Raw genomic sequence first — 22,581 nt, forward strand, 5'->3', positions numbered from 1 at the left:
ATCTATTTCGCCAAGGCGGGCTAGGGCGCGGCCGTCCTTGCGGACCGGTTTCGAGCCCCCATCGACAACGCGCGCTTCAACCGCCAGGAAGAGCTGGTGAGCGACGTCCCTCCCACCGACCCACGGCCGAAGGGCTATTCACTCGCCTTCCTGACCGACCAATGGGAGTGGGAGGCCGAGCTCGCCGCAGACACCTTCGAGCAGGCCAAGGCGGCGTCGCGGGAGGCGCTGGAACAGCTTGTTCGGGAAGAGCGACCCAGGCTTGCCTGTGTGACCGTGCTCGAAGACGGCTCGAAAATCGGCGTTTGGGATTGGGTGGAGATGAAGGCGTACTGGACCCCCCTCTGACCGGTTCCGCGCCGCGCGCCCTGCGTTCAGCGCCGTCCCCCGGTGCGCGTCACTTGGCCCTGGGTTGCCACAGCTCGATCTTGGTGCCGTCAGGATCAAGGATCCAGGCGAACTTCCCGGTCGGACCGGCGTCGTCGCGCTTGAGCACGTTCACGCCCTTCTCCCGCAAGCGGGCGAGGTAGGCGTCCAGGTCATCGACGGCGAAGTCGATCATGAACTCGCGCGTCGATGGGCCCATGTAGTCGGTGGTGCTGGGAAGGGCGTTCCAAACCAGAACCGGCGGGTGTCCGGGCGCGTCGTACCTGAGCGTGGCCCCGCCCCAGCGTTCGAGGGGGATGCCGAGCACATCGCGATACCAGCGGGCCAAGGCCTTGGGGTCTTTGCTCTTGAGGAAGATGCCTCCGACGCCGGTGATCCGCCCGACGGTCTGGGCGTGGATCGCCGTGGGGCAAAGGGCAAGCGCCACGGCTAAGGCCAGCCACCCGACGCCTTTGTCGTGCGTCGTCATCCTGTGTCCTCTCCGTTCACGGGTCCGTTCAGGCCCTTGTGGGGCCACGCCTGGGCAGGCGCCTACTCGGCGGGCTCCAGCGTCCCCGCCCGGGCCATCACGCTCTCCACGTAGGACCGGCGCGCGTCGAAGTCGCGGGCGATGGTCTCGTCCGCCGCCTGCAGCGCCTGCACGTCGGTTTCGGCATATTCCAGGATGCCCATCTCGCCATAGCCCTTGCGGATGGTGTCGCCCCACAGGCCGATGTCCTTCACGATCGGCACGATGCGGGTGAACAGGCTGCCGCGGAACTTCTGCATGAAGCCGGAATCGTACATGTGCGCGGCGCATTCGGCCGGATCGAGGCCCAGCGTCTTCCAGACCTCCACCGCGTCGAAGCGGTCGCGCATCAGGTAGCAGGCCTCCAGCAGGAACTCCTCGCGCTCGTCGCGCTCATGCTGGGTCAGCTGCGGATAGTAGTCGCGCAGCGCCAGGCGCCCGAAGGCCACGTGCCGGCTCTCGTCCTGCATGACATAGGCGTTCACCGCCGCGGCCAGCGGGTTCTGGGCGTTGTCGCGGATCTGCTGGAAGGCGGCCAGCGCCAGGCCCTCGATCACCACCTGCATGCCCAGGTAGGTCATGTCCCAGCGGTCGTCGCGCAGCACCTGGTCGATCAGCTCCTTGAGCGGCGGGGTCATGGGATAGGCGACGCCGAACTTCTCCAAGAGGCGCTTGTAGCTCTCCACGTGGCGGGCTTCGTCGATCACCTGGGTGGCGGCGTAGAACTTGGAGTCCGCGTCGGGAACCTGGGTCACGATCTTGGCGGCGCAGATCAGCGCGCCCTGCTCGCCCTGCATGAACTGGCTGATCTGCCAGGCCTGGAAGTGGCGGCGGACGCGGGCCTTCTCCTTGGCCGACATCTTCTCATAGGTCGCCATGCCGGAGATCGGCAGCATCTCCTCGGGCAATTGCTCGGGGTTCTCCTCGTCGAGCTCCTGGGTCCAGTCGATGCGGGTCTCGGCGTTCCACTGCATCTCCACGCCGCGGCGGTAGAGCTGCATCATGGTCTCGCGGCCGTCGTCGTAGTCCCAGTTGAAGCGGGCGTCGAAGGTCTGCGGCACGGCCCAGACCGAGCCTTCGGTCGGGATGGCGTAGAGATCGGTGATGGCCGGCATGGGCTGGGCCTCCCTGAAGGTTTCCGGACGCGTCTGCGCGCGCTCTGCGGCACGACGTTATGCCAAGTCTTCCGAGCCGTCATTTGCCGTTATCCGCCGGCTGGCGCGCGCGGCCGCCGCAGGCGTTGCGAGGGACCTCGGCGCGCTATAGGTTCCCGGCCTCTGCGCGCGACGCGCCCGCGACCATCCGGAGTCCCGATTGTCCGATCTATTCGAAGAGGTCGAGGAGCAGCTTCGCTCCGAGCGATACCGTACGCTTATTGTGAAGGCTTTCCCGTGGGTGCTGGGCGCCGCGGCCGTGATCCTCATCGCCGTGTTCGGCGTCTGGGGCTGGCAGAAGTACCGCGACCAGCAGTCGGCGAAGGCCTCGGAGCAATATGGCGCGGCGCTGGAGGCCATGAGCAACGGACATCGGGACCAGGCGCTGACGCTGTGGACCCAGGTCGCGAAGTCGCCGTCGGCCGCCTACAAGTCGCTGGCGCTGATGCAGCTCGGCGGCCTGAAGCTGGCCGACCGCAAGACCCCCGACGCCGTGAAGCTGTTCGACGAGGCGGCCGACGCCGCGCCGGACGCTGTGGTCGGCGACGCCGCCCGCCTCAAATCCGCCTTCGCGCTCCTCGACACCGCGCCGGAGAAGGATCTGGAGGCGCGTTTGACCCCGCTCATGCAGGATGGCCATCCCTACCGCATCCAGGCGCGCGAAGCCTTGGGCTTCGCCAAGCTGATGGCCGGCGACGAAAAGGGCGCGCGGGGCGAATTCGTGGTTATCAGCCAGTCGCTGGACGCCAACGAAGGCGTGCGCGAACGGGCCAAGGCCGCCATGGACCTCATCGACTCCGGCTCGGCCAAGGCGGTGCCGGCCGTGGCCAGGGCGGCCGCCGCCCTGCCGCCGCCCGTGATGCTGGCCCCCGGCCAGGTCACCCCCAACACCCCGCCGCAACCGCAAGCCCCGGGTCCGCAATGACGTCGCGTCGCCACCTCATCCTCGCCGTGCTCCTGGCCGCCGCCCTCGGCGCGTCCGGCTGTTCGACGATCAGCCGGCTCAATCCGTTCAAGGGCTCGGGCGGCCCGAAAGAGACCGCCACCGAAGGTCAGCGGATCTCGATCATCCAGTCCGACGAGGTGCTGGAGCCCGCCGAAGCGCTGAAGGGCGTCGACTTCGCCCTGCCGCCGGTCACCACCCAGGCGGATTGGCCGCTTCCGGGCGGCACGCCTGAGCAGTCGGTGGAGAACGTCGACGCCGGCGCCAACCTGACCGTCGCCTGGCGGCGCAACATCGGCCAGGGCTCGAACCGGGCCATCCACGTCATGGCCACGCCGGTGATCGCGGCGGGCCGCATCTACACCATGGACGCCGAGGCCGGCGTCTCCGCCCACGACGCCCGCACGGGCGCCGAGGTCTGGCGCGCCAACCTGCGGCCCAACGACAACCGCCGCGACCGTGAATCCTTCGGCGGCGGCGTCGCCTTTGCCGATGGCAAGCTCTACGTGACCTCCGGCTACCGCTTCGTGGCCGCCGTCGACGCCGCCACGGGCAAGGTCTTGTGGCGCACTCGCACGGAAGAACCGATCCACGCCGCCCCGACCGTGGCGGAGGGCCGGGTCATGACCGTGGCGCTGGACAACTCCATGCTGACCTTCGACGCCGCCACCGGCGCGCCCGGCTGGAGCTACCAGGCCCTGTCCGAATCGGCCCGCATCCTGGGCGCCTCCAGCCCGGCGGTGTCCGGCGACACCGTGGTTGCGTCCTTCGGCTCGGGCGAGCTCATCGCCCTGCGCGTCGCCAACGGCAACGACCTCTGGGACGAGGCCCTGTCGCGCGCCAGCCGCACCTCGTCGCTGTCGGAGATCCGCGACATCCCCGGCCGTCCCGTGATCTATCGCGGCGACGTCTATGCGGTCAGCCACTCCGGCGTCTTCGCCGCGACCGACCTGCGCACCGGCCAGGCGCGCTGGACGCTGCCGGTGGTGGGCATCGCCGCTCCGCTGCCGGCCGGCGACGTGGTCTATGTGGTCTCCAAGACCGGCCAGGTGATCTGCGTCTCGCGCGAGACCGGCCAGATCTACTGGATCGTCGACCTCGGTAAGGGCTACGTCGCCCAGCGGCGCGGCGGCTTCCTCGGGATCGGCGGCTCCAAGGTGCTGAAGCCGATCTGGTCGAGCCCGCTGCTCTCCAACAACCGCCTGCTGCTGGTCGGCTCGTCGGGGCAGCTGGTGGCGCTCAACGCCAAGACCGGCGCCGTGGAAAAGCGCGTCGACCTCGGCGCGCCGGCCCTGATCGGCCCGGTGGCCGCCGGCGACACCGTCTACGTCCTGACCGACAACGCCGAACTGATCGCGCTGCGTTAAGCGCGACGCTGGGCTGACGACATGGCGCTGAAACTCGCGATCGTCGGCCGTCCGAACGTCGGCAAATCGACGCTGTTCAACCGGCTGGCCGGCCGCAAGCTGGCCATCGTCGACGACCGGCCTGGCGTCACCCGCGACCGGCGTTTCGGCACGGGCCGGCTGGGCGACATCGACCTGGAGCTGATCGACACCGCCGGCTTCGAGGACGCCACCGACGAGAGCCTCGAAGCGCGCATGCGCATCCAGACCGAGAAGGCCATCGACGACGGCGACGTGGCGCTGTTCATGATCGACGCGCGCGAGGGGGTCACGCCCCTCGACCAGGTGTTCGCCGAGATCCTGCGCCGCAGCGGCAAGCCCGTGCTGGTCGCCGCCAACAAGGCCGAGGGCAAGGCCGGCGACGACGGAACCCTGGAAGCCTTCAGCCTGGGCCTCGGCGAACCGATCCCGATCTCCGCCGAGCACGGCGAGGGCATGGCCGACCTCTATGCCGCCATCGCCGCAATCGCCTATGACGCGGCCGACGCCGATGACGGCGACGATGAGGACAAGCCGATCCGCATCGCCATCGTCGGCCGTCCCAACGCCGGCAAGTCCACCCTGGTCAACCGGCTGATCGGCGAGGACCGGCTGCTCACCGGCCCGGAAGCCGGCATCACCCGCGACGCCATCCCCGTCGACTGGACCTGGGACGGCCGCAAGGTCCGGCTGGTCGACACCGCCGGCTTGCGACGCAAGGCCAAGGTCCACGAAAAGCTGGAGAAGCTCTCGACCCAGGACACCATCCGCGCGATCACCTTCGCCGAGATCGTGATCCTGGTGATGGACGCCACCCACCCCTTCGAGATCCAGGACCTGCAGATCGCCGACCTGGTCGAGCGGGAGGGCAGGGGTCTCGTCTTCGTCCTGGCGAAGTGGGACCTGATCGCCGATCCGCAGGCGCGCCTCGCCGAGATCGTCGAGGAGGCGCAGCGCCAGCTGCCGCAGCTGCGCGGCACGCCGATCGTCGCGCTGTCCGCCGAGACGGGGCGGGGGCTCGACCGGCTGATGCCCGCCGTCGCCAAGGTGCACCACGACTGGTCGACCAAGGTGAAGACCCGCGACCTCAACGACTGGCTGGCCATGGCCATCCAGCGCCACCCGCCGCCCGCCGTGGCCGGCCGCCGGATCAAGCCCAAGTACATGGCGCAGACCAAGGCCCGCCCGCCGACCTTCGTGCTGTTCGCCAGCCGCGCCGACCAGCTGCCGGAGAGCTATCGCCGCTATCTGATCAATTCGCTGCGCGAGAGCTTCGACCTGCCGGGCATCCCGATCCGGGTGACGGTGAAGTCCAACAAGAACCCCTACGCCGAGGGCGAGGAGAAGGCCGGCCAGGGCTCGGCCCGCGCGCCCTTCGGCCTGCCCACCACCGGCCTGAAGGCCAAGACCCGCAGCGCCGCCGCCGCCAAGGCCAAGGCGGGCGCGGCGGCCAAGCCCAAGCCCTACGGAAAGGCCAAGCCCCAGGGCGCCAAGGCCAAGCCCGGCAATCCCCGCGGCCGCACCGCCAAGCTCAACCGCGCCGGCGTCAAGCCGAAGCGCGCCTCGCGGCCTTCCAGTCCGCGAAGGCCACGGTAGCGCTCGGCAGCCCCAGGTCCCTGGCCTGCGCCAGTTCGACGATCAGCGGCCCGATCTCGGCCGGATCGGGCAGGGTCTGCGGATCCTCGCCGGGGAAGGCCTCGGCGCGCATCGCGGTCCGCATGGGCCCCGGGCTCAACAGCGCGGCGCGGACCCTCGTCTGCTCCAGTTCGTCGGCCCAGGTGCGCACCATGTTCTCCAGCGCCGCCTTGCTGACGCCGTAGGGGCCCATGAAGGCCCGCGGATGGGCCGCGACGCCCGAGGTCAGGAAGATGACCCTGGCCGCCTCCGAGGCGCGCAGCAGCGGCTCCATCGCGCGGATCAGCCGATAGCTCGCCGTGATGTTCACCGCCACCACCCGGTCCCAATGCTTCGGCTCGATGTGGCTGACCGGCGTGGTGGGCCCCAGGATCGCGGCGGCGTGTGTCAGGATGTCCAGCCGGCCGAACCGCTGGTGCAGCGCGAGCCCCAGCTGGTCCAGCCCGTCGCCCTCGGCGATGTCCAGCGGCACGAGGGTCGCCGACTGGCCGCTGACGCGCCGGATCTCGTCGTCCAGCTCTTCGAGCCCGCCCTGGGTGCGGGCGACGGCGATCACGTGGGCGCCGGCCTCGGCGAGGGCGAGGGCGGCGGCGCGGCCGATGCCGCGGCTGGCGCCGGTGACGAGGGCGATCTTTTCGGCGAGCGGAAGCGACATGGCGCGCTTCCTAGCGGCCGCGCGCATCCCGCCAAAGTGGAATCGCTTCGGCGATGAGGATGCGCGACGGGAAAAGTCTGCGGCTAGGCGTCGACCAGGAACGAGAGCTGGCGCTCCACGGCCTCGTTGCGGCCCTCGGCGATCTCCCGGTCCAGCAGGCGGGTGGGATAGTCGCCGGTGAAATAGTGGTCGGTGAACTGCGGCTCGACGGGATCGCGCTCGCCGGCCTCCATGGCCCAGTAGAGCCCCTCGACCGACAGATAGCCCATGGAATCGACGTTGAGGATCTTGGCGATCTCATCGACCGTGTGGTTGGCGGCCAGCAGCTTCTCGCGGTCGGGCATGTCGATGCCGTAGAAGTCCGGCCACATCAGCGGCGGCGAGGCCGAGCGCAGGTGCACTTCCGTGGCGCCGGCCTCGCGCACCATCCTGACGACCCGCATGGAGTTGGTGCCGCGCACAATGGAATCGTCCACCAGCAGCACCCGCTTGCCGGCCAGCACCGAGCGGTTCGGCGACAGCTTCATGCGCACTCCGGCCTCGCGCGCGCCCTGCGTCGGCTGGATGAAGGTGCGGCCCACATAGTGGTTGCGGATGATGCCCAGCTCATAGGGCAGGCCCGCCGCCTGGGCGTAGCCCAGCGCCGCCGGCACGCCGCTATCGGGCACCGGCACCACCACGTCCACCGCGACGCCGGTCTCCTGCGCCAGCCGGCGGCCCATGCGCTTGCGCACCTCGTAGACCGACTTGCCGTTCACCACCGAGTCCGGCCGGGCGAAATAGACATATTCGAAGATGCAGGGCCGGGCGCGCTTGGCCGGGAAGGGCTTCATCGACCGCACGCCCTTGTGGTCGATCACCACCATCTCGCCGTGCTCCACGTCGCGCACGAAGGTGGCCCCGATCATGTCCAGCGCGCAGGTCTCCGAGGCCAGCACCGGCTTGCCGTCCAGGTCGCCCAGCACCAGCGGCCGGATGCCCAGAGGGTCGCGCACCCCGATCAGCTTCTTGTTGGTGATCGCCACCAGCGCATAGCCGCCCTCGATCATGGTGAGCGCGTCGATGAACCGCTCGACGATCTTGCCCTTCCGGCTGCGCGCCACGAGATGCAGGATCACTTCCGAGTCCGAGGTCGACTGGAAGATCGCCCCGTCGGCGACCAGCTGTTCGCGCAGCGTCAGGAAATTGGTCAGGTTGCCGTTGTGGGCGAGCGCGATGCCGCCGCTCTCCAGGTCCGCGAACATCGGCTGCACATTGCGGATGAACGAGCCGCCGGCGGTGGAATAGCGGGTGTGGCCGATGGCCGAGCGGCCCGGTAGGCGCGCCATCAGGTCGCCGCCGCCGAAGGCGTCGCCCACATGGCCCATGTGCCGCTCGGTGTGGAACCGCTGGCCGTCGAAACAGGCGATGCCGCAGGCTTCCTGGCCGCGGTGCTGCAGGGCGTGCAGCCCGAGCGCCGTGATCGCGGCCGCCTCGTCGGTGTCGAACACGCCGAACACGCCGCATTCCAGGCGCAGCGTATCGTCGAGCGGATCACGAACGGGCGGGGACCATCGGTCGTGCGCCTTGGTCATCGGGATTTCTCCACCAGATCGTCGATCTCGCCGCGTTGGCCGGGGTCGTAGCCGGTTGCAGCATTTCTGTCACCTGAGCCGCGCCCCACGGCCCCGTCCTTGAAGCTTCGGTCGAAGGCCGGCTTCAGCCGGCCCGCCAGGTCCAGCCCCTTGGGCGCCAGCGCCGCATCCAGGTCGCCCATGGCCTTGGCCACCGGCCAGCTCATCGCGCCGGTGATCCAGTGCGGGCGCAGGTCCTGCGGCGTCGCGGCGTTGAACATCAGATAGAGGCCGCCCAGCACCACCAGGCCGCGCGCCACGCCGATGGCCAGGCCCATGGTGCGGTCCAGCGTGCCCAGCACCCGGGTCTTCTGGACCTGCCGGGCCAGGACCGCGCCCGTCAGCCGCAGGGCGCCATAGACGATCAGAAACACGCCCACCAGCGCGGCGGCGGCCGCCAGCCAGCGGGTGTGGATGAAATGCTGTGCGAAGGGCGCGGTGTGCGGCAGGCCGTAGATGGTCAGCACCGCGGCGGCCACCAGGGCGACCATCGCCGCCACCTCGCGGATCGCGCCGCGCGCGAAGCCGATGCCCGCCGAAAGCGCCAGCAGCACCACCACGATCAGGTCGAACTGGGTCACCCCGCTCATGCCCACGATCATGCCCAGTCCACATCGCGGATGCGGCGCAGCGCATCGGTCAGCCGATGGGCGCCGCTCACCGCCATGCCGCCGCCGCCCTCGAGCCCGTCGGGCGCCAGCGCCTTCTTGAAGCCGAGCTTGGCGGCCTCCTTCAGCCGCGCATCCATGCGGCTGACGGGCCGGACTTCTCCGGAAAGGCTGATCTCGCCGAATACGACGCAATCCTGGGGCAGGGCTTCATCCAGTGCCGATGACACGAGCGCCGCGGCCGCGGCGAGATCGGCGGCCGGTTCGCTGATGCGCAAACCGCCGGCGACGTTCAGATAGACGTCGCGGTCGCCAAGACTAAGGCCGCAACGCGCCTCCAATACGGCGAGCACCATGGCCAGGCGTCCGTTGTCCCAGCCCACCACCGCGCGCCTGGGCGTGCCGTAGGCCGACGGCGCCACCAGCGCCTGGAATTCCACCAGCACCGGGCGCGAGCCCTCGATGCCGGCGAACACCGCCGCGCCGGCCGCCCGCTCGCCGGCGGTGTTGAGGAACAGGGCCGAGGGGTTCTTCACCTCCGTCAGGCCCACGTCTCCCATCTCGAAGACGCCGATCTCGTCGGTGGCGCCGAAGCGGTTCTTTGCCCCGCGCAGGATGCGGAACGGATAGCCGCGCTCGCCCTCGAAGGCGAGCACCGCATCGACCATGTGCTCGATCACCCGGGGTCCGGCGATCGTGCCCTCCTTGGTCACGTGGCCCACCAGGATCACCGCCACGCCGCGCTTCTTGGCGAGCCGGACCAGCTCCCCCGCCGCCGCCCTCACCTGGGTGACCGAGCCCGGCGCCGCCTCATGGGCGTCGCTCCACATGGTCTGGATGGAATCGATCACCACCAGGTCGAAATGGTCGCGCTTCAGCCCATCGAGGATCTCGCGCAGCGAGGTCTCCGCCGCGAGCTTCACCGGGGCGTCGGCCAGGCCCATGCGCTGGGCGCGGCTGCGCACCTGCTCGATGGCCTCCTCGCCGGAGATGTAGGCGCAGGCCGCCCCCCGCAGCGCCGCCTGCGCCGCCACCTGCAGCAGCAAGGTCGACTTGCCGACCCCCGGATCGCCGCCCAAGAGGATCGCCGAGCCGGGCACGACGCCGCCGCCGCAGACCCGGTCGAACTCCTCGACGCCCGTGGCGATGCGCGGCGGCGCGGGCGTGGCGTCCTGCAGGCCCTCGAAGGCCAGGCCCCGCCCGCGGCTCGTCTTGCTGGGCGCCAGCGCGCCGGGCGGTCGGCTCTGGATCTCCTCGACCAGGCTGTTCCACGCCGCGCAGGCCGGGCACTGGCCCGACCATTTGGTCTGGACCGAGCCGCAGGACTGGCAGACGTAGGCGGCGCCGTCGCGGGCCATGGGCTCTCCTGATTCGTGACGCGGCCAAGTCTAGCCGACTGGGGGCCCCGCGGCTTGCCGCCCAAGTCGAGGTCCGACGGCGCGGCTCCTTGCCGCCCAGGTCTCGTGCCTATAGGCGCGGCTCCTTGCCGCGCCGGCCCCGTAAGATAGGGTCGCGGCGGGGAATATGCTGTTCAGGGAGTGCGGATGAGCGCCGCCGAGCCATCGTCGAGACACGCCACGCCCATGGCGCAGGTCTTCGGCATGCTGGTTCGCCCCGGCGAGACCCTGGACGCGCTGGCCGATCAGCCGTTCGGCGCCGCGGAGCTCTATCGCGGCTACGTCGTCCCCCTCGCCGCCGTGGGCCCGGTCTGCGGCGCGGCGGGCTTGCTGGTGTTCGGCGGGGGCATCGCGCGCATCACCCTGAAGATGACCCTGCTGCCGACCCTGGAGCATGCGGTCGTCAGCTACGGCCTCAGCCTGGTGGCCGTCTATGTGCTGGCGCTCACCATCGCCGTCCTCGCCCCGGCCTTCGGCGGCGTCGGCGCCCGCGTCCAGGCCTTGAAGCTCGTGACCTTCGCCGGCACGGCCCTGTGGCTCTCCGGCCTCTTCGACCTCTACCCGCCGCTTGGCTTCCCGCTCGGCCTCCTGGGCGGCCTCTACAGCCTCTATGCGCTCCATCTCGGCCTGGCGCCGATGATGCGGGTCTCCCACGACCGGGCGCTCACCTATTTCGCCTGCGTGCTCGTGGCGGCCCTGCTGCTCGGCCTGCTCCTGCGCCTGGCCGGCGGCGTCGTGCGCTAGCTGGGGTCGGACCCCGTCAGCTCCCCGGCGCCTTGGCGGCGACGGCCGCGGCGGCGGGGGTTTGCTGGGCCTTGAGGCCGCCGGCGAGAATGCCCGGCAGCGAGTAGTTTCCCTCGTGGCAGGCGTATTCGTAGATCACGCCATGCAGCGGGGAGAACTCGTACTCGCCGCTCCACGGCTCGCTCCAGGTCTCCGGATCGCTGACCGTGAATCGGTATCGCAGCCGATCCTTCGCGGTGCGCGTGAAGCGTTCGGTGATCTTGAGGGACTTCCACGAGCCATTGAAGGCCTGCGCCTGCGGGAAGTTGGTCGTCTCGACCACCAGGGTGTCGCCCTCCCACCATCCGATGGAGTCGCCGGCCCACGGGCGAAGGCCGTCCGTCCGGTGCTTGGCGTTCAGGGGCACGATCCGGACGTCGTGGACCATCTCGACCTCGATGACGACGGCGCCCGGCGTCTGCACGATGTAATAGTCGTTGTTGTAGAAGCCGTTGGGCAGCATCGGCGGCCCGACGTTGCGTCCGAAGGCGATGCAGCGCTCGCCGAGCGGTCGCTCCTCGACATTGTCGAACGAGCCCAGGGGGCCGCGGCTTCCCTCGCCCCCGTACTCGTTCACCGGCGCGCTCGTGCCGTTTTTGCGCTGCGGGACCTGGCCGTCCTTGGTGATCAGCAGCGAGCTGCGCGGCTGGCCTGCGACCCGCATCACGGTGTGGCCGGGGTCGAGCCAGCCGCGGTTGTAGCCGCCCACGTCGCCGCCGGCGGCGGCGAACGACGGCTTCAGCTCAAGGCCGTTCGGCGCATTGACCGGGGCGTTGGGGTCGGTGCTTCGGTTTCCCGCCACGATCTGCGAAGCCTCGTCCTTCTCGAGCGCCTCGACCTCACCGGGCGTCAGCACCAGCCGATCGCCCAGCCTCCGGTCGCGGGTCATCGGGGTGAGCGTCGCGCTGGACCAGAAACCGCCCAGATCGGGCTGGCCGAAGGCGGTCCGCGGGGCCCTGTAGTCGGCCGCGCTTGCGGCGCCGCCGCAGATTGCGAGGGCGCCGGCGACGGCGCCCAAGACCATGTTTCGGCAAGCCATCGATTCCGCCCCGTGTCCTGAATGCTTTCCGAAGTAGAGACCGCTGTTTCCGCCGACGTCAACGATCGCCGATCCAGCCGCAAGACCTGGAGCGCGGCGGCTCATACCTCGCGCCATCGTGCTGCGCCTCGCGGCGGGTTTCGTGCGCTCGCTGTCGGCCCAAGCGGCCAACGATGTCGGCGTCCGACAAGCTCGTTCGTCGTTCCGATGAGACGCCAAGGGACCCGGCCGAAGGGGCGGCCCAGACGATGCGGAGACTCTCGAAGTGAACGTGCAAGAGCAGATCGACCGCTACATTTCCGAGCAGGTTCCGGCAAAGCGCGAGGACATGCAGGAACTGCACCGGCGGATACGCAAGACATCGCCGAGCTGCGAGCTGTGGTTCCTCGACGGCCGGAACGAAGACGGCAAGATCGTTTCCAATCCGAACATCGGCTACGGATCGCAGACCATCGCCTATGCCGACGGCGAGACCCGGGACTTCTATCGGATCGGCCTCAGCGCCAATACGACCGGGTTCTCCGTCTACGTCATGGGTCTCGAGGACAAGACGTACCTCTCCGAAACCTATGGCGACAGGTTGGGCAAGGCCAAGGTCACCGGCTATTGCGTCAAGTTCAGGCGCATCGCCGATATCGACATCGACGTGCTCGAAGCCATGGTCGCCAGCCACATCGGCGCGGCGCCCTAGGCCTCGCCCAGATAGACCCGCTCTGCACGGCGGCTGACCCGCACCAGCACCTCGTGCGCCACAGTGCCGGCGGCCTCGGCTAGGTCGTCCAGCATTGCGTTCGGCCCCAGCAGCTCGACCGCATCGCCCACGCTCGCCTTGGCGTCGCCGATCTCCACCACCGTGAGGTCCATATTGACCACCAGCAGGGGACGCCGCGCGCCGTCCAGCCAGGCGTAGCCGCCGGCCCGGGCGCTGCGGATCAGGCCGTCCGCATAGCCGGCCGCGACCACGGCCACGCGGGCAGGGCGGTCCAGGCGCACGCCCGACCCATAGCCCACGATGTCTCCGGGCCTGAGGTTGCGGATGTCGAGGATCGGGGCGGTCAGCGCAGCCACCGCCTTCAGCCGCGCGTCCGGCCGCTCCTGCGGCCCGCCGCCGTAGAGGCTGATGCCCGGCCGCACCTGGTCGAATCGGTAGCCGGGACCGAGGAAGATTCCGGCCGAGGCCGCCAGGCTGGCGCGGGCCTGCGGGAACCCATCTCGAATCTCAGCAAAGCGCGCCAACTGGCTGGAATTGCGGGGATCATTGGGGGTCGTCGCCGAGCCCAGGTGGCTCATCAAGAGCTCGATGTTCAGCCCCTGCAGCCGGTCGCGGCGCTGCAGCAGCGCGGTCGCTTCCTCGGGCGGCAGGCCCTGGCGGTTCATGCCGGTGTCCACGTGCAGCGCCACCTTCCACGGCCGCCCAGACCCGCTCGCCCAGGCGCTCGCGGCCGCGATCTGCGGCAGGCTCATCAGGGCCGGCGTCAGCGCCGCGGCGTTGAGCCTCGGCCCCGCGCCGGTCCCAAAGCCGTCCAGCACGATGATCGTCGCCGCCCGGCCGGGCCCCAGCGCCGCCCGCAGCGCCTCGCCCTCCGCCAGCCCTGCGACGAAGAACGTCCGCGCGCCCTCGGCCCACAGCCGGCGCGCCACCGGCCCGACCCCCAGGCCATAGCCGTCGGCCTTCACCACCGGGGCGACCTCGGCCCCGCCGGCTGCGTCCTTCAGGACCTGGAAGTTGTGGGCCAGCGCGTCGAGATCGACGGTCAGGCGCGCCAGCGCGGGCTCAGCCATGCTCAGCGCCGCCTGCCAAGGCGTTCCGGGCCGGGGTCAGCGCGGGTCGTAGCGACCGGAATGGGCCAGGTTGCCGAACTTGGTGATGTCCTCGTTGAACGACAGCCGCACCGTGCCGATCGGGCCGTGGCGTTGCTTGCCGATGATGATCTCGGCCATGCCCTTCACCAGGTCCATCTGTTCCTGCCACTTGAAGTGCTCCTCCGTGCCCTCGCGGGGCTCGGCGCGGCTCAGATAGTAGCTCTCGCGGTAGATGAACATGACCATGTCGGCGTCCTGCTCGATCGAGCCGGATTCCCGCAGGTCGGCGAGCTGGGGTTTTTTGTCTTCGCGGTTCTCCACTTGGCGCGAGAGCTGCGAGAGCGCGATCACCGGGATCGACAGCTCCTTTGCCAAGGCCTTCAGGCCCATGGTGATGGCGCTGACCTCCTGCACGCGGTTGTCGTTGCGCGAGGAGCCGCCCATGGTGATCAGCTGCAGGTAGTCGATGATCAGGCAGTCGAGACCCACCGAGCGCTTCAGCCGGCGGGCGCGGGCGGCGAGCTTGGCCAGCGTGATGCCGCCGGTGTCGTCGATGTAGAAGGGCGCGTCCTGGATCTCCAGCGCCGCATCGCGCACCCGGCCGAACTCGCTGGCGTCGATCTCCCCCTTGCGCAGCCGGTCGCCCGACACGCCCGACACCTCGGCCAGCATGCGCATGGCCAGCTGGTCGGCGCTCATTTCCAGCGAGAAGAAGGCCACCACCCCGCCACGCACGGTCTTCTTCGAGCCGTCCGGCTGCGGCTCCCAGGCATAGTTGCGGGCGATGTCGAAGCCGACGTTCACCGCCAGCGAGGATTTCCCCATCGAGGGGCGGGCGGCGATGATGATCAGGTCGGAGGGGTGCAGGCCGCCGATCTTCTGGTCGAGGTCGATCAGGCCGGTCGACAGCCCCGCCAGGCCGCCGTCGCGGCTGTGCGCCTCGGCGGCCATGGTCACCGCGCCGTGCAGCGCCTGGGCGAAGGTGACGAAGCCGGAACTGACCCCGCCGGTCTCGGCGAGCTCGTAGAGCTGGGCCTCCGCCTGTTCGATCTGGTCCTTGGCCGAAAGCTCGGCATCGCCGGTGGAGGCCAGAGTCGAGATCTCGCCGCCGATGCGGATCAGGTCGCGGCGCAGCGCCAGGTCATAGACGGCGCGGGCATAGTCCGGCGCATTGGCGGCCGGCGGCGCGCGGTCGACCAGGTCGGCCAGGTAGCGGACGCCGCCCAACTCCTCGAACGCCGGGTCGCGGGCGAACTGTTCGGCCAGCAGGATCGGCTCGGCCAGCTGGCCCTTGCGGATATGGCTCTCGATGGCGTCGTAGAGCCGCTGGTGGAACGGCTCGTAGAAGTGGCGGCCCTGCAGGTTGTCGCCCAGCCGCTCGAAGGCGGCGTTGTCGTAGAGCAGGGCGCCCAGCAGCGCCTGCTCGGCCTCCACATTGGACGGGGCGTGGGGGATATCGACATCGTTGGAAGGGGCCCGAAGGTCGAGGGCCGGAATGATCGCCATGGCCTATCGATAAACAAAGGATGCGCCCGCTCCACTGCGACATGCGGCCCTGCGCCGACCTGTCCACACACAAAATCACGCCCCTGTGGACAAGCTGGACCACACTCGCGTCACAGACGAAAACGGCGCGGGATCGCTCCCGCGCCGTAGGTCGCCGAGTTAGGTCGTGAACGACCCTACCAGGTCACGCTCAGGCGGCCGTAGACGAAGCGGCCGTTGAAGCCGAACGGCGAGAACGAGCTCCAGGGCGCCGCGCCGGTGGAGTCGAGCAGCACGCCGTTACGGCTCACCGGGATCTGGTCGGGATATTCGTCGAACAGGTTGTCCGCCCCGACCGCCAGTTGCACGCCGTGCGGGAAGCTGTAGCGGGCTTCCAGGTCGACGACGGCGTGGGCGCCGGTGTGGATGTCGTTCAGGCCGTCGTTGGTGGTGCCGGGCGCCAGGACGTCTCCGTAGTAGGTGACCCGGCCCGTCGCGCCCCAGTCGTCCAGCGACCAGTCGCCCTGCAGGGTCGCCTTGTACTTCGGCGTGCCGCGCTCGAAGCGGTACACCGCCTGGCGCGCGAACAGCGACACCGGGATCGGAAGCACGGTCTGTTGAGTGGCCGGCGTCTTGGTGACCTCGAAGTCGTTGATGTTGCCCGAGGCGGTCAGGTTGAGGCTGCCCCAGGGCTGGGTCGGCAGACGGTAGGTGGCCACAACGTCGACGCCGCGGGTCTTGGTGTCGACGCCGTTCAGGAAGAAGCGGGCCGCCGTCGCGCCGAACGGCGCCAGCAGGTCGGCGATCACCCGCGCGTTCGTGCCCGGCGCGGCGCTGGCGCTGCCGGTCAGGGTCTCGGACAGCACGATCCGGTCCTTCACGTCGATCTCGTAGCCGTCGACGGTCAGCTCGACGCCGGACATGTGGAAGACCGCGCCCAGCGAATAGTTCTTGGACTTCTCCGGCTTCAGAGGCTTGCCGCCCAGCGCCAGGCCCGTCGGGCTGGTGGAGGGGAAGGTGCCGGTGTCGAACTGCACGTTGTTGACGAACAGGCTGGCCGTGGAGGTGAAATATTCCTGCTGCAGGCTGGGCGCCCGGAAGCCGGATTCGGCCGAGCCGCGGAAGGCCAGGAACGGGGTCACCTCATAGCGGAAGGAGACCTTGCCGGAGGTGTTGTTGCCGAAGTCGGAATAGTGCTCCTCGCGCAGCGCGCCCGACAGGGTGAGCGGCTCGAGGACCTTGCCTTCCAGGGCCAGGTAGGCGCCCTCGTTGGTGCGGCTCTTGTCGACCACGTTGTCAGGCAGGAAGCCCGGGAAGCCCTGGGCGCCGATGCCCAGCGTCGTGAACGGGCCGCGGATGTAGGAGTTGGCCTCGCCCGCGCCGATCTTGTAGCGCTCCTGGCGGGCCTCGGCGCCGAACGCCACGTTCAGCGGGCCGGCCATGCCGACGTCGAAATCGCGGCTGAAGTCGGCGTTGCCGACCACCTGGCTGTAGATCATCTTGCCCGCGTAGAACTGGTGCGGCGACGTCGGGCCGAGCGAGGCGTTGAGCGTGTCGATGGTGTCGTAGCGGATCTTGTTCCAGCCGTCGTCGACGCTGAAGTTCGCTTTCCAGCCGGCGATCTCACCCTTCAGGGCCGAGCCCAGGGTGTAGTCGTCGGAGTGGCTGGAGATGTGCGGCACGAAGCCGTTCGGATAGACCGAGGCGATGTTCTTCACCGCATCGTTGGGCGCGCGGAAGGTGGCCGCGGTCTCGGTGTGGCGCTTCTGGCCGCCGGCCCAGCCATAGATCTCCCAGCCTTCGCCCAGCGGCTTGCCGGCGTTCAGGAAGGCGGTCTCCTGGTGAACATCGCCGTCGCCGAAGCGGGAGGTGACGCCGAGGTTGAAGCGCGGGTCGACGTCGGAGCGGTTGGTGTGGCCGCGGTCGAGGTATTCGCCCGACACCGTCAGGAAGCCGTCGGAGCCGAGCTGGAAGCCCTGCCAGGCGTCGATCGTCTTGGTCGCCCCGTCATGCAGGCTGCGCTTGCCGCCGACGAAGCCATCGAAGCTCGTCTGGTACTGACCATAGGTCGCCGATGCGCCGCCGCCGTGGTCGGCCTCGCGCAGCTTGATGGCGATCACGCCGGCGATGGCGTCGGAGCCGTAGAGCGCCGAGGCGCCGTCGCGCAGCACTTCGATGTGGTCGATGGAGACCGTCGGGATGGTGTTGAGGTCGACGGCCGCCGAGCCGCGGCCCACCGAGCCGTTGAGGTTCACCAGCGCCGAGGTGTGGGCCCGCGCGCCGTTCAGCAGCACCAGGGTCTGGTCCGGGCCCTGGCCGCGCAGGGTGGCCGGGCGGATGGCGTCGGTGCCGTCGGTGTTGGAGGGGCGGGGGAAGTCGATGGAGGGCACGGTGACCGCCAGAGCCGCGCCGAGCTCGGTGGTGCCCTGCCGCTGCAGGGCGGTGGCGTTGACGACGTCGACCGGCGACAGCGATTCAAGCCGCGAGCGGGGGTCGGCGCGCGAGCCAGTGACCACCAGCTCCTCGACCTGGGCGGCCGCGGCCGGTGCGGCCTGGGCGAAGGCATGGGTGGAAACCAGCGCAGCGGCGGACGCCGCGGCGAACAACAGGACGCGCGAATTCATTCTGTGAAAAACCCCCGGTGAAGGTTCCTCGCTGGGAACCTGATCAATGATTATCTGTCTAGCTAAGTCGCGCCGGGGTCGGGCGTAATGACAATTCTGCAACAAGGCATGCAAAACGGCGCGGAAGGGGTCTCCCGCGCCGTCGCATCAGCTTGGCTGTGACCATCTGTCCCGGCCCGGCGTCACGCCGGACGCGGGCCTGTTACGCCTCGGCGTCGGTGAACTCCGAGGCGATCTGGCCGGCGCCGCCTTCGAGCAGATCGGCGGCCGCCTGATCGGAGGCGATGCGATCTTCCTCGAACTGGGCGTTGACCACGTCCTCGCCGCGCGCCTGGCGCTCGGCTTCGTCGGGGCTGCGGGCGATGTTGAGGGTCACGGTGATCGGCACTTCGGCGTGCAGACGCACCTTCACCTGGTGCAGGCCCAGCGTCTTGATCGGCTTGTCCAGCACGACCATCGAGCGCTCGACCTTGCCGCCCTCGGCGTTGACCGCGTCGGCCACGTCGCGGCCCGAGACGGAGCCGTAGAGCTGGCCGCTCTCGCCCGCCTGGCGGATCAGGACGTACGACGTGCCGTCGAGCTTCTCGCCGGCCTTGGCCGCGGCGTCGCGGGCCTGGGTGTTGCGGGCCTCGATCTCGACCCGTTGGCCTTCGAAGACCTTCAGGTTGGCCGCATTGGCGCGCAGCGCCTTCTGGCGCGGCAGCAGGAAGTTGCGGGCGTAGCCGTCCTTGACGTTGACGACGTCGCCGAGCGCGCCCCAGCCTTCGACCCGTTCGAGCAGAATGACTTTCATCCTAAGCGCTCCCTTACTTCACGACGTAGGGGAGGAGGGCCAGGAAGCGGGCGCGCTTGATGGCCTTGGCCAGTTCGCGCTGCTTCAGGGCCGACACCGCGGTGATCCGCGACGGCACGATCTTGCCGCGCTCGGAGACGTAGCGCTGCAGAAGCTTGACGTCCTTGTAGTCGATCTTCGGGGCGTTGGCGCCGGAGAACGGGCACACCTTGCGGCGGCGGAAGAACGGGCGGCGGCCGCCGCTGGCGGAGGCCCCGGCGGCCGGGGCGACTGTGGTTTCGTCGGTCATGTCGAGATCCTCCTTTCCTAGAATTGCGGGGCGTCGTCGCGGCGTTCGCGGTCGCGATCGCGGCGGGCGAGAACGGGCGACAGCTCCAGGTCCAGTTCGTCGACGCGCACCGTCAGGTGCCGCAGGACGTCCTCGTTGAGGCTGAGCTGGCGCTCCATCTCCTTCACGGCGTCGGCCGGGGCGTCGATGGAGAGCAGGGAGTAGTGCCCCTTGCGGTTCTTCTTGATCCGGTAGGACAGGTTGCGCAGACCCCAGTACTCGATCTTGGCGACGGTCCCGCCGCCGCCTTCGATGAGGGCCTTCAGGGTTTCGTTGAGGGCTTCGGCCTGTTGCGGCGAAATATCCTGCCGCGAGATCACGACGTGTTCGTAGAGCGCCATAGTTTCCTTCTTCCGGTTGGGAAGGCGGCGCGCCCGGGGCGGAAGGTCCGCCGGACACGATGGCTCTCAGGCGCGGCGGCCGGGAGGGTCCCGGCTCAGATCGAGGTCCGCGTGAGACCGCCTTCCGTGAAGAGGCGGGCAGATAAGCGAAATCCGCCCGCCCGGCAAGGACTTAGTTCAGGGTCTACTTGGCGCCGTTCAGCGTCTTCACCGCCGCCAGCGTCTCGGTGACGTGGTCGCTCGGGTTCAGGTTGTCGTAGACGTGGACGATCTTGCCGTCCTTGGCGACCACATAGGAGGTGCGGCCCGACCAGTCGGGCTTCTTGACCAGCACGGTGTCGTACTGCTTGGCGATCGCGGTGTTGGCGTCGGCCGCCACGGCGAACTTGCCGCCGCAATGCTCGGTCTCTTTCGAGAAGTCGGCCAGCTGGTCGACGTTGCCGGCGGTGACGCCGATCACCGTGGTCTTCTGGGCCTTGAACTGGTCGATGGCCTCGGAAAACAGGTGAGCCTCGAGGTTGCAGCCCGAGGTATGCGCCGCCGGGAAGAAGTAGACCACCACGGGCCCCTTCTTCAGGGCGTCGGCCAGCTTGAAGGTGAAGGGCTTGCCGGCCAGATAGGCGGGCGCGCTGAAATCGGGGGCCTTGTCGCCCGGCTTCAGGGTGGCCAGGGCCGGCGTGGCGATGAGGGCTGCGAGCGCAGCCAGCGCGACATATGTCTTCATGTGATCCTCCCGAAAACCGTGCGGGGGGACCTTACACGTCCTGGCCGCGCCGCCGTCAACCGGCCTTGCCGCGCAACTCTAGACGAACAGGAAGTCGCTGGACTTCAGGTCGCGAAGGCTGGTGAACGCCAGGGTGATGGTGGCGTCGCCCTCGTCGGTGGTGATCACCACGTTGAACCCCACCTGGCTCGCATGGCTCAACAGGTCGCCATAGCTGCCCAGCTCGTTGTGGTTGATCTGGATCTTGTCGTTGTGCGGGTCGAAGTTGGTGATCAGGTCGTGGCCGAAGTGATCGTCGAAGACATAGCGGTCGGGGCCGTTGCCGCCGCTCAGGGTGTCGTCGCCGGCGCCGCCGTTCAGCGTGTCCTTGCCGCCGTCGCCGCCGTCATCGCCGTGGCCGTCATCGCCCTTGCCGAACGGGAAGAAGCTGAAGCCGCCGCCAAACAGCCGGTCGTTGCCGTCGCCGCCCTGCACCAGGTCGTTGCCATTGCCGCCGATCAGGGTGTCGGCCCCGCCGCCGCCGCTCAGGGTGTCCTTGCCGTTGCCGCCGATGATCAGGTCGCCGCCGGCGCCGCCGGTGAGCACCTGGTCATGGTTCGTGCCGCACAGGGTCTCCCCGGGCACCGCGTTGCCGCCCACCGTCACCGTGACGGTGGCGGTGCTGGTCGCGCCCCAGTCGTCGACGATCGTATAGGTGAAGGTGTCGGTGACGTGCTGGCCGAAGCCGATGTTGTCGAAGCTCGCCGCATTGGCGGTGTAGACAAACTGGCCGTTGCTGAACGCCACGCTGGCGCCGGACGCCGGCTGGGTGAAGCTCAGCACGTTCAGGACGTGGAGGTGGTCGACGTCGCTGTCGTTGGCCAGCACATTGATGGTGACCGACTGGCCATCGTTGACCGAGGCGGTGTCGTTGACCGCCACCGGGGCGTCGTTCGTCCCATTGACCGTCACGCCGACGCTCCCCGTGGCGGTCGCCCCCGTTGGGTCGGCCACGGTGTACTGGAAGCTGGCCAGCGCGTTTTCCCCCAGCGACAGGCTGTCGTAGCTCTTGTTGGGGGTGAAGGTGATGGTGTTGTCGGCGTTGACCACGGCCGTGCCGACGGCCGGGTCGATGGTCACGCCGGTGACATGCAGGTTCGCGCCGTCGTTGGCGAGCACATTGATGATGACCGGCGTGTCCTGTGACGTGGACGCCGTGTCGGCGGTGGCGGTCGGCATCTAGAGTCCCTCAATAACCCGGTATGGTACAGGTTGCGTCATTTTGGCTCAACCTTGCCGTTTGCGACGAACTGCACCGCTTGTTCGAAACCCGACGCAGCAAACTCCACGCCAGGCCCGTCGTTAGTTGTAGCTTACCGTCATGTGCACCATGCCGTTGTAGACGCCGGGCGTCTGGCTGGCGTTGACGGTGACCGTGCCGCCCACCGTGACCGGCGTGGCGCTCGAGCCCAGGGTGACGACGCCCACCACCGTGCTGTTGGCCGCGAAGGTCATGGTGGTTCCGGGGCCGGTGAGGGAATCGGTGGTGAAGCTCACCGTGACGTTGGTCCCGGTCTCCCCGGAGATGCTGAACAGGGCCGGCAGCACCGGATTGGACGCCTGGGACTTCACCAGCGTGACCCCGCCGGTCGCGGCGCGCGTGGTGCCGAGCGCGTTGAGGGCCACGGTTCCGCTGCTGGCGCCCACGACGATGCTGCCGAAATCGAGGTTCTGGGTCGAGCCCAGGGACAGGCCCTTGTAGATCGCCGCCGAGGCCGAGGTGGCGTTGCTGCCGGACGTGTCCGCGACGCCCCCCGAAGCGATGATCGTGTAGGGCGCGGTCGAGGCGCTGACCGTGCCCGCCTGGGAGGCGTTGATCGTGAAGCCCAGCGTGAAATTCTTCGACGAGCTCTTGCCGATCGGCTTGATCGTGAAGTCCAGGGCGCTCCCGCTGGTCGTGCCGCTCACCAGGATCGCGGTGCCCATGGTGGCCGTCATGGTGGCCGAGGTGATGCGCCCGGTCAGGGTCCCGAGGGTCACCTGGATCCGGACGTTCTGGTTGCCGCAGTTGTTACCGGTGCCGCAATTGACCGTGATGGTCTGGGCGCTGACCGTGCGGCTCGCCGCGTGAGGATCGAAGTCGCCCCCGTTCGAGGCGGTGATGACCCCCGCGGGCGTCTCGGTGAAGGTCGCCGTCCCGCTGGTCGAGCCGACCAGATTGCCGAACGCGGGACGACCGGAACTCAGCCCTACCGTGTAGATGGCGGGGTTCGACGCTATACTCGAATTGGGGAATACTACGCAGACGAGTATCAACAACCCGGCCAACGCGAGTTGTATTGCCCTCTGGGACGTTTCTCGGAAAAGTCGTCGCAACATTGTCGAGAGCTATCTACA

22 protein-coding genes are annotated in these 22,581 nt (G+C 69.0%); 6 read left to right on the forward strand and 16 right to left on the reverse strand.

Going from position 1 to position 22,581, the window contains the following annotated elements; genetic code table 11:
- Window positions 1-96: 96 nt before the first annotated feature.
- Entirely contained in the window at window positions 97-348 is a 252-nt protein-coding gene (locus VGT80_RS06985; protein ID WP_327454194.1) for a hypothetical protein, read from the forward strand.
- A 49-nt stretch (window positions 349-397) separates the two neighbouring features.
- Here VGT80_RS06985 and VGT80_RS06990 read toward each other — a convergent pair whose 3' ends face one another.
- Together VGT80_RS06990 and VGT80_RS06995 are read right to left on the reverse strand one after the other, a co-directional pair.
- Window positions 398-856 carry a VOC family protein gene (locus tag VGT80_RS06990; RefSeq protein WP_327454196.1) on the reverse strand — a complete coding sequence of 153 codons (459 nt, stop codon included), beginning with the start codon at window positions 854-856 and terminating at the stop codon, window positions 398-400.
- Between the two features lie 62 nt (window positions 857-918).
- Window positions 919-2,010, reverse strand: a complete 1,092-nt coding sequence (locus tag VGT80_RS06995) for a ferritin-like domain-containing protein (RefSeq protein ID WP_327454198.1) — start codon at window positions 2,008-2,010, stop codon at window positions 919-921.
- Window positions 2,011-2,209: 199 nt separating this feature from the next.
- Here VGT80_RS06995 and VGT80_RS07000 point away from each other — a divergent pair, with 199 nt between their 5' ends.
- From VGT80_RS07000 to der, 3 genes are read left to right on the forward strand one after another with little or no spacing between them, the layout of a single operon-like run.
- Window positions 2,210-2,974: a tetratricopeptide repeat protein gene (locus VGT80_RS07000; RefSeq protein WP_327454200.1), complete on the forward strand. Its 765-nt coding sequence runs from the start codon at window positions 2,210-2,212 to the stop codon at window positions 2,972-2,974.
- Complete coding sequence (locus tag VGT80_RS07005) at window positions 2,971-4,359, forward strand: PQQ-like beta-propeller repeat protein (RefSeq protein ID WP_327454202.1); 1,389 nt, start codon at window positions 2,971-2,973, stop codon at window positions 4,357-4,359. Before VGT80_RS07000 ends, VGT80_RS07005 begins: the two co-directional genes overlap by 4 nt.
- 21 nt (window positions 4,360-4,380) lie before the next feature.
- Window positions 4,381-5,973, forward strand: coding sequence for a ribosome biogenesis GTPase Der (gene der, locus VGT80_RS07010; protein ID WP_327454204.1), 1,593 nt, complete (start codon window positions 4,381-4,383; stop codon window positions 5,971-5,973).
- Here the strand turns inward: der and VGT80_RS07015 are convergent.
- The 4 genes from VGT80_RS07015 to radA all read right to left on the reverse strand — a co-directional run bounded on the left by VGT80_RS07015 (window position 5,924) and on the right by radA (window position 10,246).
- Window positions 5,924-6,667, reverse strand: coding sequence for an SDR family NAD(P)-dependent oxidoreductase (locus VGT80_RS07015; protein WP_327454206.1), 744 nt, complete (start codon window positions 6,665-6,667; stop codon window positions 5,924-5,926). The two genes, der and VGT80_RS07015, sit on opposite strands and share 50 nt — an antisense overlap.
- An 83-nt stretch (window positions 6,668-6,750) precedes the next feature.
- Window positions 6,751-8,241: an amidophosphoribosyltransferase gene (gene purF, locus VGT80_RS07020; RefSeq protein WP_327454208.1), complete on the reverse strand. Its 1,491-nt coding sequence runs from the start codon at window positions 8,239-8,241 to the stop codon at window positions 6,751-6,753.
- Complete coding sequence (locus VGT80_RS07025) at window positions 8,238-8,870, reverse strand: CvpA family protein (RefSeq protein WP_327454210.1); 633 nt, start codon at window positions 8,868-8,870, stop codon at window positions 8,238-8,240. The genes purF and VGT80_RS07025 overlap by 4 nt, the downstream gene beginning before the upstream one ends.
- Before the next feature lie 8 nt (window positions 8,871-8,878).
- Window positions 8,879-10,246 carry a DNA repair protein RadA gene (gene radA / locus VGT80_RS07030; protein WP_327454212.1) on the reverse strand — a complete coding sequence of 456 codons (1,368 nt, stop codon included), beginning with the start codon at window positions 10,244-10,246 and terminating at the stop codon, window positions 8,879-8,881.
- Between the two features lie 186 nt (window positions 10,247-10,432).
- Between radA and VGT80_RS07035 the strand changes: the two genes are divergently transcribed.
- On the forward strand, window positions 10,433-11,029 hold the full coding sequence (locus VGT80_RS07035; RefSeq protein WP_327454214.1) for a Yip1 family protein: 597 nt from the start codon (window positions 10,433-10,435) through the stop codon (window positions 11,027-11,029).
- A 16-nt stretch (window positions 11,030-11,045) separates the two neighbouring features.
- Here VGT80_RS07035 and VGT80_RS07040 read toward each other — a convergent pair whose 3' ends face one another.
- A complete protein-coding gene (locus VGT80_RS07040; protein WP_327454215.1) occupies window positions 11,046-12,092 on the reverse strand; it encodes a hypothetical protein in 1,047 nt (348 codons plus the stop codon).
- A 280-nt stretch (window positions 12,093-12,372) separates the two neighbouring features.
- On the opposite strand from VGT80_RS07040, the gene VGT80_RS07045 reads away from it, so the two are divergent.
- Window positions 12,373-12,798: a DUF1801 domain-containing protein gene (locus VGT80_RS07045; RefSeq protein ID WP_327454217.1), complete on the forward strand. Its 426-nt coding sequence runs from the start codon at window positions 12,373-12,375 to the stop codon at window positions 12,796-12,798.
- On the opposite strand, the gene alr is transcribed toward VGT80_RS07045, so the two are convergent.
- The 9 genes from alr to VGT80_RS07090 all read right to left on the reverse strand — a co-directional run bounded on the left by alr (window position 12,795) and on the right by VGT80_RS07090 (window position 22,500).
- Complete coding sequence (gene alr / locus VGT80_RS07050) at window positions 12,795-13,889, reverse strand: alanine racemase (protein WP_327454219.1); 1,095 nt, start codon at window positions 13,887-13,889, stop codon at window positions 12,795-12,797. The genes VGT80_RS07045 and alr overlap by 4 nt on opposite strands.
- 36 nt (window positions 13,890-13,925) lie before the next feature.
- Window positions 13,926-15,416 carry a replicative DNA helicase gene (locus VGT80_RS07055; RefSeq protein ID WP_327454221.1) on the reverse strand — a complete coding sequence of 497 codons (1,491 nt, stop codon included), beginning with the start codon at window positions 15,414-15,416 and terminating at the stop codon, window positions 13,926-13,928.
- Window positions 15,417-15,592: 176 nt separating this feature from the next.
- Window positions 15,593-18,019, reverse strand: a complete 2,427-nt coding sequence (locus VGT80_RS07060) for a TonB-dependent receptor (protein WP_327454223.1) — start codon at window positions 18,017-18,019, stop codon at window positions 15,593-15,595.
- 202 nt (window positions 18,020-18,221) lie between these two features.
- Window positions 18,222-18,812 (reverse strand): 50S ribosomal protein L9, encoded by a 591-nt coding sequence (gene rplI, locus VGT80_RS07065; protein WP_327454225.1) that lies wholly within the window; start codon window positions 18,810-18,812, stop codon window positions 18,222-18,224.
- Between the two features lie 13 nt (window positions 18,813-18,825).
- The gene (gene rpsR / locus VGT80_RS07070; protein ID WP_327454227.1) at window positions 18,826-19,101 is read right to left on the reverse strand and encodes a 30S ribosomal protein S18; all 276 of its coding nucleotides are present in this window, start codon (window positions 19,099-19,101) and stop codon (window positions 18,826-18,828) included.
- A 17-nt stretch (window positions 19,102-19,118) separates the two neighbouring features.
- The gene (rpsF, locus tag VGT80_RS07075) at window positions 19,119-19,481 is read right to left on the reverse strand and encodes a 30S ribosomal protein S6 (protein WP_327454229.1); all 363 of its coding nucleotides are present in this window, start codon (window positions 19,479-19,481) and stop codon (window positions 19,119-19,121) included.
- A gap of 184 nt (window positions 19,482-19,665) precedes the next feature.
- Complete coding sequence (locus VGT80_RS07080) at window positions 19,666-20,205, reverse strand: peroxiredoxin (protein ID WP_327454231.1); 540 nt, start codon at window positions 20,203-20,205, stop codon at window positions 19,666-19,668.
- A gap of 78 nt (window positions 20,206-20,283) precedes the next feature.
- Window positions 20,284-21,423, reverse strand: a complete 1,140-nt coding sequence (locus VGT80_RS07085) for an Ig-like domain-containing protein (RefSeq protein WP_327454233.1) — start codon at window positions 21,421-21,423, stop codon at window positions 20,284-20,286.
- Between the two features lie 123 nt (window positions 21,424-21,546).
- Window positions 21,547-22,500 (reverse strand): DUF4402 domain-containing protein, encoded by a 954-nt coding sequence (locus VGT80_RS07090; protein WP_327454235.1) that lies wholly within the window; start codon window positions 22,498-22,500, stop codon window positions 21,547-21,549.
- Window positions 22,501-22,581: the final 81 nt, after the last annotated feature.

Source organism: Phenylobacterium sp. (assembly GCF_035944335.1).
Taxonomy (GTDB): domain Bacteria; phylum Pseudomonadota; class Alphaproteobacteria; order Caulobacterales; family Caulobacteraceae; genus Phenylobacterium.

What these genes read in the sequence shown, in the direction of transcription:
- VGT80_RS06990 (WP_327454196.1), bottom strand. Translation starts at nt 856, where the DNA reads ATGACGACGCACGACAAAGGCGTCGGGTGGCTGGCCTTAGCCGTGGCG.
- VGT80_RS06995 (WP_327454198.1), bottom strand. Translation starts at nt 2,010, where the DNA reads ATGCCGGCCATCACCGATCTCTACGCCATCCCGACCGAAGGCTCGGTC.
- VGT80_RS07005 (WP_327454202.1), top strand. Translation starts at nt 2,971, where the DNA reads ATGACGTCGCGTCGCCACCTCATCCTCGCCGTGCTCCTGGCCGCCGCC.
- der (WP_327454204.1), top strand. Translation starts at nt 4,381, where the DNA reads ATGGCGCTGAAACTCGCGATCGTCGGCCGTCCGAACGTCGGCAAATCG.
- VGT80_RS07015 (WP_327454206.1), bottom strand. Translation starts at nt 6,667, where the DNA reads ATGTCGCTTCCGCTCGCCGAAAAGATCGCCCTCGTCACCGGCGCCAGC.
- purF (WP_327454208.1), bottom strand. Translation starts at nt 8,241, where the DNA reads ATGACCAAGGCGCACGACCGATGGTCCCCGCCCGTTCGTGATCCGCTC.
- VGT80_RS07025 (WP_327454210.1), bottom strand. Translation starts at nt 8,870, where the DNA reads ATGAGCGGGGTGACCCAGTTCGACCTGATCGTGGTGGTGCTGCTGGCG.
- radA (WP_327454212.1), bottom strand. Translation starts at nt 10,246, where the DNA reads ATGGCCCGCGACGGCGCCGCCTACGTCTGCCAGTCCTGCGGCTCGGTC.
- VGT80_RS07035 (WP_327454214.1), top strand. Translation starts at nt 10,433, where the DNA reads ATGAGCGCCGCCGAGCCATCGTCGAGACACGCCACGCCCATGGCGCAG.
- VGT80_RS07040 (WP_327454215.1), bottom strand. Translation starts at nt 12,092, where the DNA reads ATGGTCTTGGGCGCCGTCGCCGGCGCCCTCGCAATCTGCGGCGGCGCC.
- alr (WP_327454219.1), bottom strand. Translation starts at nt 13,889, where the DNA reads ATGGCTGAGCCCGCGCTGGCGCGCCTGACCGTCGATCTCGACGCGCTG.
- VGT80_RS07055 (WP_327454221.1), bottom strand. Translation starts at nt 15,416, where the DNA reads ATGGCGATCATTCCGGCCCTCGACCTTCGGGCCCCTTCCAACGATGTC.
- VGT80_RS07060 (WP_327454223.1), bottom strand. Translation starts at nt 18,019, where the DNA reads ATGAATTCGCGCGTCCTGTTGTTCGCCGCGGCGTCCGCCGCTGCGCTG.
- rplI (WP_327454225.1), bottom strand. Translation starts at nt 18,812, where the DNA reads ATGAAAGTCATTCTGCTCGAACGGGTCGAAGGCTGGGGCGCGCTCGGC.
- rpsR (WP_327454227.1), bottom strand. Translation starts at nt 19,101, where the DNA reads ATGACCGACGAAACCACAGTCGCCCCGGCCGCCGGGGCCTCCGCCAGC.
- rpsF (WP_327454229.1), bottom strand. Translation starts at nt 19,481, where the DNA reads ATGGCGCTCTACGAACACGTCGTGATCTCGCGGCAGGATATTTCGCCG.
- VGT80_RS07080 (WP_327454231.1), bottom strand. Translation starts at nt 20,205, where the DNA reads ATGAAGACATATGTCGCGCTGGCTGCGCTCGCAGCCCTCATCGCCACG.
- VGT80_RS07085 (WP_327454233.1), bottom strand. Translation starts at nt 21,423, where the DNA reads ATGCCGACCGCCACCGCCGACACGGCGTCCACGTCACAGGACACGCCG.